Source organism: Roseofilum acuticapitatum BLCC-M154, assembly GCF_030068475.1.
GTDB lineage: Bacteria > Cyanobacteriota > Cyanobacteriia > Cyanobacteriales > Desertifilaceae > Roseofilum > Roseofilum acuticapitatum.
Window position 1 is genome coordinate 21,222 of the sequence record NZ_JAQOSP010000092.1, and the last position, 6,836, is coordinate 28,057.

Annotated in this window: 7 protein-coding genes; 6 read left to right on the plus strand and 1 reads right to left on the minus strand. The window is 46.6% G+C overall.

The window, feature by feature from the left end; all coding sequences use genetic code 11:
- Window positions 1–11 precede the first annotated feature (11 nt).
- The 3 genes from PMG71_RS14230 to ureE all read left to right on the plus strand — a co-directional run bounded on the left by PMG71_RS14230 (window position 12) and on the right by ureE (window position 3,305).
- Complete coding sequence (locus PMG71_RS14230; protein ID WP_283754363.1) at window positions 12–1,394, plus strand: sensor domain-containing diguanylate cyclase; 1,383 nt, start codon at window positions 12–14, stop codon at window positions 1,392–1,394.
- Window positions 1,395–1,488: 94 nt separating this feature from the next.
- Complete coding sequence (locus PMG71_RS14235) at window positions 1,489–2,844, plus strand: NAD(P)/FAD-dependent oxidoreductase (protein ID WP_283754364.1); 1,356 nt, start codon at window positions 1,489–1,491, stop codon at window positions 2,842–2,844.
- A gap of 23 nt (window positions 2,845–2,867) precedes the next feature.
- Complete coding sequence (ureE, locus tag PMG71_RS14240) at window positions 2,868–3,305, plus strand: urease accessory protein UreE (RefSeq protein ID WP_283754365.1); 438 nt, start codon at window positions 2,868–2,870, stop codon at window positions 3,303–3,305.
- Between the two features lie 4 nt (window positions 3,306–3,309).
- Here the strand turns inward: ureE and PMG71_RS14245 are convergent, their stop codons facing one another.
- Complete coding sequence (locus PMG71_RS14245) at window positions 3,310–4,230, minus strand: FTR1 family iron permease (protein ID WP_283754366.1); 921 nt, start codon at window positions 4,228–4,230, stop codon at window positions 3,310–3,312.
- Between the two features lie 229 nt (window positions 4,231–4,459).
- On the opposite strand from PMG71_RS14245, the gene PMG71_RS14250 reads away from it, so the two are divergent.
- The 3 genes from PMG71_RS14250 (at window position 4,460) to cbiM (ending at window position 6,552) form a co-directional block, all read left to right on the plus strand.
- Window positions 4,460–5,302, plus strand: coding sequence for a hypothetical protein (locus PMG71_RS14250; protein WP_283754367.1), 843 nt, complete (start codon window positions 4,460–4,462; stop codon window positions 5,300–5,302).
- Between the two features lie 103 nt (window positions 5,303–5,405).
- Complete coding sequence (locus PMG71_RS14255) at window positions 5,406–5,921, plus strand: carboxypeptidase-like regulatory domain-containing protein (RefSeq protein WP_283754368.1); 516 nt, start codon at window positions 5,406–5,408, stop codon at window positions 5,919–5,921.
- Window positions 5,908–6,552 carry a cobalt transporter CbiM gene (gene cbiM, locus PMG71_RS14260; RefSeq protein WP_283754369.1) on the plus strand — a complete coding sequence of 215 codons (645 nt, stop codon included), beginning with the start codon at window positions 5,908–5,910 and terminating at the stop codon, window positions 6,550–6,552. Before PMG71_RS14255 ends, cbiM begins: the two co-directional genes overlap by 14 nt.
- Window positions 6,553–6,836: the final 284 nt, after the last annotated feature.

Below are 6,836 nucleotides of genomic sequence, written 5' to 3' on the forward strand. Positions count from 1 at the left end.
TCAAGCCGAGGATGAAAAAAATAATTCAGAATCTCATTAATGACGATCGTCAGATAGGAGTTTTAGATGAGAATCAGATTCCTATTTTGGGAGAACTCACTCTTGCGGATGGTCAAGGCTATGAAATTGTGGTAGAAGATCAAACTTTAGGTTGGGTAGTGAGCCGGGATATCAAAGATCCGATTACTCAGTTGCTGATCGCCTTAATTGAAACAGAAGTGAATAAGAAAGTTTTAGCTGTTGACGCTTTAGATAAATACGAAGAATTGAATTTTTTATATGATATTTCCTCTAAAATGTCAACCTGCTTGCATGTTAATGAAGTGATCAAGCTGATGGCTAATGAGGCTCTGAAGCAAATACCGGGTAATTCTTTGGTCGTGATGATTTACAATTCCCATGAAAAAGCCCTGCAAACGTTTTATCCTAAGATGGATCAAAATGAAGTGGTTTTAGGAAAGTCAATCTCTCCGAAGGTCGGTATTTATGGTCATGTTTTTAATTCGGGAAAAGCAGAAATTGTGAATCAAGTAACCTTAGATTCTCGCTTTATTCATCAAGATTTTGAAATCATGTCTATGATGTGTTGTCCGTTAATGACTCAAACGGGGAAATTAGGGGTGATTCAAATTAGTAGCGATCGCCCCGTAGAATATACCGCCCAAGACCTTAAGTTATTTAGTGCCCTGGCCTCCCAAGCTGCTGCTTCAATTCAAAATGCCCTGTTTTATGAGCAACTCCGGGACTATTCCTATACTTTAGAGAGAAAAGTGGCTGAAAGAACGGCTGAATTAGAACGGTTGAACCAAGAATTAAATCAACTGGCGAATTTAGATGGCTTAACTCAAGTGGCTAACCGTCGATGTTTACAAGAAACTTTTACGCGGGAGTGGTATCGACTGGCAAGGGAGAAAGCGCCCCTATCTATGATTATCTGTGATGTGGATTATTTTAAGCGCTATAATGATACCTATGGGCATCAAATGGGAGATGAATGTTTACAAAAAATAGCTGAAACGATTAAAAAAGCTTTAAAAAGACCGGCTGATTTAGTGGCTCGATATGGGGGAGAAGAGTTTGTGGTGTTGCTGCCTAATACTCAAGCATCGGGGGCTTGGATCGTTGCCCAAGAAATCCAACAAAATATTCGTAAATTATCCCTTGATCATCAAGCTTCTTTGGTGAGTCCGTTTATTACGATGAGTATGGGACTCTCTTCGACGATTCCCAGTCATGAAACAGTAGGAGAAGAGTTGTTTGAAATTGCGGATCAAGCTCTGTATGATGCGAAAAAACAGGGCCGCGATCGCATCATTTTTCGGGAGTTTAGGGCGATCGAATCTCAACATCATCAACCGGAAATGCCCCACAATGATGGTCTTCCTAGATTTTAATGGGGTTGGAGATGTGTCCAGATAGACGGTTACTCAGACCAGGATTGCTAAACTAAGATCTGATCTGAATCTCATGTTGAGAGCCTAAAACGCTATGGTTGATGCCAAAATTGAATCCTCTGTGCCTCATGTGGTGATTGTCGGAGGAGGCTTTGGAGGGCTGTACGCAGCTCAAGCCCTAGGCAAAGCACCGGTTAAACTGACTTTAATTGATAAGCGAAATTTCCACTTGTTTCAACCCTTACTCTACCAAGTGGCGACCGGCAGTTTATCGCCAGCAGATATTTCATCTCCCCTGCGTTTGGTTCTAAACTCCAATAAGAACACGCAGGTGCTGTTAGACCGGGTAACGGATATCGATCCCGATCGCCAACTCCTTAACCTAGGCAACCGCACCCTATCCTACGATACCTTGATTGTGGCTACTGGCGTGAAGCATCACTATTTTGGTAATGACCAATGGCAAAGCATTGCCCCTGGCTTAAAAACCATTGAAGATGCTCTGCTCATGCGTCGTCGAATTTATGGGGCATTTGAAGCCGCAGAAAAGGAAACCGATCCGGAAAAACAAAAGGCTTGGCTGACCTTTGTGATTGTCGGTGGCGGCCCCACGGGGGTAGAATTGGCGGGGGCGATCGCCGAATTAGCCCATAGCATTCTCAAAAATGACTTTCACCACATCGACACCACCAGCGCCCAAATTTTACTCCTAGAGGGCATGGATCGCATCTTACCCCCTTATGCGCCAGAATTGTCCGCTAGAGCAGCATCAGACCTCACTCAGCTAGGGGTAAATGTCCAAACCCAGACCCTAGTCACCCAGGTCACAGAAGGAGCTGTAACCGTGCGTCAGGGAGAGGCAGAACAGTTGATTCCAGCTCGAACTATCCTTTGGGCTGCTGGAGTCAAGGCTTCTGGCCTCGGTAAGGTACTGCATGAGAAAACGGGAGTCGCCCTAGACCGAGCCGGTCGAGTGATGGTCGAAGAGAATCTAAGCATTCCGGGCTATGCCAATATCTTTGTCATTGGGGACTTAGCGAACTTCTCCCACCAAGGAGAGCGACCCTTACCCGGTATTGCTCCGGTAGCAATGCAACAGGGCAAATATGTGGCCCAATGGATTAAACAGGAACTACGAGGCCAAACCCATGGGCCGTTCCGATATGAAGAAGTGGGCAGTTTGGCGGTGATTGGGGAAAATGCGGCGGTGGTCGATTTAGGATGGATTAAGCTGACGGGGTTTGTTGCTTGGTTAACTTGGGTGTTTGCCCATATTTACTATTTGATTGAGTTTGATAATAAGTTAGTGGTGATGGTGCAATGGGGATGGAACTATCTGACCAGGGGTAGAGGAGCGCGGTTAATCACGGGTGAAGATTCCCTTTTAACCATTACACCAGAAAATTTAGATACGACGGAAGATATGCCCCTTCCGGCGATCAAGAACTAAAGCTGTATCTTCTACCCATCCCTATGACGCTAATTACTCTGACTGAGCGCTGTTTAGGTTTAGATCATCCCCCCATCGCCTTTGCTCTCCCGTTAACGGCTTGGGAAAGAACCCGCAGTCGATACCAAGGACACACGCCAGAGGGGATGAGGGTTGAGTTACGATTACCGAGGGGGACGGTTCTCCAGGATGGGGATCTGTTGCAGACGGCGATCGCCGATATCATTGTGCAAGTGGTGGCGAAACCGGAACCGGTGTTAGAGGTGACCTCAAAAACGGCGATCGATCTGCTCCGAGCGGCCTATCATCTGGGAAATCGTCATATTCCGGTAGAAATTACCCCAGATTATTTACGGTTAGAAGTGGATGGGGTGCTGCGGACGATGTTGGAGCAATTGGGAGTAGAGGTGACGGAAAAAATCGCACCGTTTCAACCGGAACCGGGAGCGTATCATCATTAAGGGCTTAATGGGAGGGGAGGGTTTTTCTAGAGCTTTGATTAAGAGTGCGAAAATAGAGTCCGCCCATGAGGGTGATAAACATTAAATAAGCGACTGCTTGTGTGACATAGAGGTATTGGCGATATCCGAAGAGGGCTTTGAGGAGAATGCCGGGAAATTGGCGATCGGGTAAAAGGGCGGAGGTATCCCAAACCCTGGGGCCGAGAATACAGGAGGAGTCGGAAAGGTTGAAACAGAGGAATTGAGCTTGGGGATGGAGGTCAACCCAGCGATCGAGGGCAGTGTCATAATGGGCGAGGGCAGAGATTAATAAGCCGCCAATAATCAGGAGTAACAGAATTCCCATGATTTGGAAAAAGAGGCGGATATTGATTTGAATTCCCCCTTGAAAAATGAGGACTCCTAATGCGATCGCCAAACCCAGACCCATGGCTCCCCCCAACCAAGGGACTAATCCTTGTTGAAAATAGGAGAGCAGGAAAACGATGGTTTCAAAGCCTTCTCGCAGAACGGCGATTAAGACGAGGGTAAATACGGCCCATCCTGCGCCCGAATCTTGAACTAAGGCTTGGGAGAGGGAGGTTTCAATTTCCGTTTTGAGCGATCGCGATTGTTGAGTCATCCACAACAACATCCAACTGAGCATCCCCATCGCTATTGTGCCAAATACGGCTTCTAATAAGGGTTTAATCACCTTCTCATATTGGGGATAGGCCACACTCAAACCCTCTATTCCCCAGGTTAATAACAGCCCCACCAGCACGCTCCCGATTAAACCCAAAGCAATTCCCCCATACACCCAGGGGTTTAAATGGCTTTGTTTCGCCTTATATAAACAGGCCAGAATTAAGCCTACCACTAAAGCGGCTTCAAATCCTTCCCGGAGGGTGACAAAAAAGGGGGGTAGGGCGGCTGTCCAATTCATAATGATGAGGGTTGCAAACATTTAAGGAAATTATATCGGATATGAGAGGAATTTTTTCACCCTCGAAAAAAGATCATCATTTTTTAACAGAGGGACTAAATCCTTGATACCATAAGCTTTAAGGCGCTTTTATTCTTCATCCTCCGTCTTTTTTTATCCCCATAGGGGGCATTGTATTTTCTATAGAGATTCGCTTGACTAGAAACGAATGTCCAGTTTAAAAAAAGCTATGATCAATCAACGTTTGCAGGTCTCGATGACCGCTTTTCTCGTCGCGAGTAGTCTGATGGGGTGTCAAAGTCCTGCACCCCCACCACAAACGGATGGAGACAGTACCGGAAGCCTGAGCTTGCAGGCTAATGGTGAAGATTTTGTGCGTCAAGGATTTACCTCTAAAGAGGGTTGGCAAATTGAATTTAATCATGTCTATGTGAGTTTAGGTCAAGTCAGGGCTTATCAGACCGATCCGCCATTTAATGCCGAAGTGGATGAAGAAATGCAGGCGAAGACTACCCTAGATTTGAGTTCTCCCCAAACGGTAGATTTAGCGGCAGGAGAGGCGGATGCCGAACCGATTTTAGTGGCTCAACTGGAGGATGTACCGGCGGGGGTTTATAATGCCCTTTCTTGGCAAATGGTTCCGGCGGTGGAAGGGCCTGCCGAAGGTCATACGCTCCTCATGGATGGTGTGGCGAAAAAAGGGGAGCAAACGATTAATTTTAAGGTGAGTGTGGATCGAGAATATGCCTATAGCTGTGGCGAATTTGTGGGCGATCAAAGAAAGGGAATTGTGACTGGAGATGAGCCGGGTAATTTAGAGGCGACATTCCATTTGGATCATATTTTTGGGGATGGTAGTGCCCCGGCTGAGGATGAAATTAATGTGGGTGCGTTGGGTTTTGATCCGTTGGCGAAATTGGCGAAAAATGGCACAGTGGAGGTGGATGAGTCGATGTGGCGATCGCAACTGAGTCCGGAAGAGGTGAAACGGTTTGATACCGCTCTGAACTCCCTCGGCCATGTCGGTGAAGGCCATTGTCATCAATCTAGCCCTATGGCTGCACAACCTTAAGTTACTCTTCAGAAAGCCGGGTTTAGCACTGAGCCTTGATTATGCTGATGTTGAGATGTTGATTAGATTATCCTCACCTATCCAAGTTACACGAGCATTGTTTATGAGATGGAAAATACCGATCCTGTTAGGGATAGCTTCCTTTTTGGCTTTCTCCGAAAAAGCGATCGCCCATGGGGTGCATATTCAACACCATCAAGTCTCCGCTATCCAAGTCCAAGCGACCTATGATTCTGGAGAACCCATGGATAACGCCCAAGTGACAATCTATAGTCCCGAAGATCCGGCAACACCTTGGATGCAAGGGGTATCGGATGCCCAAGGTGAGTTTATGTTTGTGCCTGAACCGGGTCAAACCGGGACTTGGACGGTGAGAATTCGTAAGGCTGGCCACGGTCAGATTTTTCATATTGCCAGCCCTGGAGCCTCAGTAAATGGCAGCTCAACCGCCCAAAACTCCGGATCTGAAGCCTCCCCATCGGCGATCGCCTCTGCCAGCTTAGGGGGTTATACCTCTCTCCAAAAAGGTCTGATGCTGGCTTCAATCCTCTGGGGATTTGTCGGCACGGCGTTATTTTTCTCACGCAGTAATCGGAGTAAGTCCAATGCACATTCCTGATGGTATGGTTCCTCCGCAAGTGGTCATTGTGGGATATGCGGTCAGTGGGGGAGTTCTAATGTGGTCTTTGAAACAGATTGAAAGGAGCGATCGCAACCAAGAACAAATTCCCAAAGCCTCCTTATTCACGGCTGCTTTTTTCGTCTCCTCCTCCCTTCACATTCCCATCCCCCCCGCCAGCGTCCATTTAGTCCTCAATGGATTACTCGGAGCCATCTTAGGCTACTACGCCTTTCCCGCCATCATCATCGGATTATTCTTTCAAGCCGTCATGTTTCAACATGGAGGATTATCCACCCTAGGAATTAACGCCCTCATCATGGGAATTCCCGCCTTACTTGCCGGATCTATTTTTCGTTCCCGGCTCACATTCAGATTGAAAAATCGATTTTGGACAGGATGCTTTGGCTTTCTCGCGGGTAGCACTGCCGTCGCTTTATCCGCCACCCTTTTCTTAAGCACCGTCTTATTCACCTTACCCACTGATATTGACCAAAACCTAGAACAAGCCTCTTTATGGGCATTAGTCTTGGCTCATATGCCCTTAGTCATTTTAGAAGGACTCTTTACCACTATGGTAGTCCTCTTTTTAGACCGGGTAAAACCCGAATTAATCAAGCATTATAGTTGATTCACACTAAGACAATACAGCAATTTTCGCTGCTATAGGGGACATTTTAATCCCACTCAATCCCCCCTTCAACTACGCTCAAAGAAAAGGGGGGCTTTCTTACTCATTACTCATTACTCATTACTCATTACTCATTACTCATTATATCAAGTTCGCTTATTCATGTCCGCGAAGCGGAAATACCCTAATTAAAAATCCAGGGAGCAAGATGCTCCCACTCCAGTCAGATCAAAGAATTCGAGGAGTGCGGGCATCTTGCCCGCTTCTTAACAAATTTTCATGTC